General features: G+C 57.1%; 1 protein-coding gene and 1 pseudogene. One reads left to right on the forward strand and one right to left on the reverse strand.

Annotated elements, in window-relative coordinates; genetic code table 11:
* Window positions 1–728: 728 nt before the first annotated feature.
* Window positions 729–2,195: an AAA family ATPase gene (locus tag Q0F21_RS07155; RefSeq protein WP_297238666.1), complete on the forward strand. Its 1,467-nt coding sequence runs from the start codon at window positions 729–731 to the stop codon at window positions 2,193–2,195.
* On the opposite strand, the pseudogene Q0F21_RS07160 reads toward Q0F21_RS07155, so the two are convergent.
* Window positions 2,192–2,533, reverse strand: a pseudogene (locus Q0F21_RS07160) (coproporphyrinogen III oxidase family protein); the annotation flags it as partial. The gene Q0F21_RS07155 and the pseudogene Q0F21_RS07160 overlap by 4 nt on opposite strands.

Consider the following 2,533-nt stretch of genomic DNA (forward strand, 5'->3'; position numbering starts at 1 on the left):
CGCTGAGTCTTCGTGTTCTTGAAGCGGATCGGTGTCTCTACCCTGGCGTAGCAGACGTAGGCCAGAGCCAGCACTGCTGCTACAAGAAGGATCTTGAAGAGATTTTTCATAAGATGAAATATTGTGGTTGTTTTATTGTCTATAAGAAAACGTCCTGTCAGCCACCACATGGCAGCTCACTGACAAAAGTAGCAAAGTTTATTGATATGACCCACAATGTAGCGCACTAATTTTTCACACATCGTCACCATCAGGCTCTAAAGTGACTGCTACTCTACTCCTTATGCCGCATATAAGCACAGTGGCAAATGCTTCTTCCATGGGTTGCCGAACGGTACCTCAGCGCTAGGTACAGATAGCTTACTGTAAGGCTCAAGCGCGTCAGCCCTGCGACCCCAAACTAAACCCGATATTAGTGATCACTAAACCCGGGTTTAGTGATCACTAATATCGGGTTTAGAATTCGCCGAACTTTATCCGGCTCAATACGATACTCCCCGAAGCCGGGGATGCCCGCTCCCTAACTCTCGGTGTGTCCGCAAGGGGGCGAGGTCTCGGATTAATTCTTAGAAGACCTTTGCAAAGGTCTTTATAGAGAAACCACCCGTCCTTATAGGATCAGCCTCTCTGAGGAGCATCAGAACCATTACTGCAAAACTCAAATGCGTCAGCCCGGGTAATAGATTGGAGCTTGTGGAGAGACGCATTCTAAGAGGTATATTTGTGCCATGACTGAGTGCTCACAGATACTTGACTTTTTCCCCTTCTCACCCACACCGTCGCAAGCGCGGGTGATCGATAAGTTGGACGACTTCCTACGCCATGGAGAGGAGGACTCGCTCTTCCTCCTCCGGGGGTATGCCGGTACCGGTAAGAGTAGTCTCGTCGGCGCCTGGACCCGTATGCTGGTCTCCATGGGCGTGCCGGTGAGGCTGCTGGCACCGACAGGTCGTGCCGCTAAGGTGCTGAGCGCCTACTGCGGCATGCCGGCCTACACGATCCATCGGACGATCTACCGTCAGCGAGTCGGTGCGGGAGGAGCCTTTACCTACGATCTGGGGTACAATGCGGGGCAGCAGGGGACTGTCTTTGTGGTCGACGAGGCGTCGATGATCAGCAATCAGAGCGAGGGGAATGACACCTTCGGGAGTGGGCGGCTGCTGGATGATCTTATGGACTTCTGTCACTCGGTGCCATATAGTCGGATCGTCCTCATCGGCGATGATGCACAGCTGCCGCCGGTCGGTACGCCGCAGAGTCCCGCACTCTCGCCGGACTATCTCCGGGGCTACTGCTCCTACCTCTACGAGGAGACGCTGACCGACATTGTGCGGCAGGAGAGTGCCGGCGAGATCGTCCTGACGAGCTACGACCTGAGGCAGCGGATCGCAGACCTGCAGCAGGGAAAGCCATGGAGCGAGCCGCTGCTGGAGACCCCTCGGCGGGGTGGGGAGGTGAGGATCATCTCAGGCTATGACCTGCCGGAGCTGATGGAGGAGTCCTACCGCAGGGTGGGGCAGGAGGAGACGGTGCTGATCACTCGGTCCAATCGCGAGGCGGAGTCCTACAATCAGGGGATCCGCCACCGCACTCTCGGCTACGAGGAGGAGGTGGTGCCGGGCGAGCGGCTGATGGTGGTGCGTAATAATTACTTCTACACACCGGTCGATAGTTCGGGCAAGCAGACCGGCGGCTTCATTGCCAATGGTGAGATCCTGGAGGTGCGGGATGCGCGTCATACGGCGGAGCTGTATGGCTTTACCTTTAGGGATGCGGAGCTGATAGACGGCGAGGGGGGCTTTGTCTCGGCGAAGATCCTCCTGGAGAGCCTCTATAGCGGGACTTCTGCCCTGACGGGGGAGCAGCGGCAGCTGCTCTTCGACAATGTTGCCCTCGACTATCCCGGGGTGCAGTCGCGCCGTCAGCTCTATGCGGAGATGCGGAAGAATCCCTACCTCAATGCCCTGCAGATCAAGTATGCCTACGCCATGACCTGCAATAAGGCACAGGGTGGTCAGTGGCGCGAGGTCTTCGTGAGCTTCGGGTACCTGACGCCGGAGATGATCGACATATCATTTCTCCGCTGGTTTTACACCGCTGTGACGCGTGCCACGGAGCGACTTTACCTGATCGACCCGCCCGCCTTTATCTTCGGACAGGTCGAGGAGGAGGCAATCCAGCTGCGGGACCTTTAGATCAAGTCAAGGATAATGGCATCGGAGATGTCAATGCCGTGGAGGGAGAGATGGAGCCGGTCGCCCTCGTGCAACAGGTCCCCCGACGCCAAGTAGGGCTGAGCCCTCTGTAGAACTTTTTCCCTCACTCCCGGGGAGAAGAGATGCTCCATCTCACTCAGCAAGAGCCCTTCGCAGGTGCGCAGGCGTGTCAGGACGTACTCCTCGAGAGCCATCTCCGGGGTGATCCGCTCGTAGGTCCGACAGAGGAAGGGGGTGGGGCGGAGGAGCTGGCGATTGTAGAGCGTCACGTTGCTTGGGTTGTAGGATCGCCAGGGATGGATGTAGCTGTGTGCGCC

Source organism: uncultured Porphyromonas sp. (assembly GCF_934359325.1).
GTDB lineage: Bacteria > Bacteroidota > Bacteroidia > Bacteroidales > Porphyromonadaceae > Porphyromonas_A.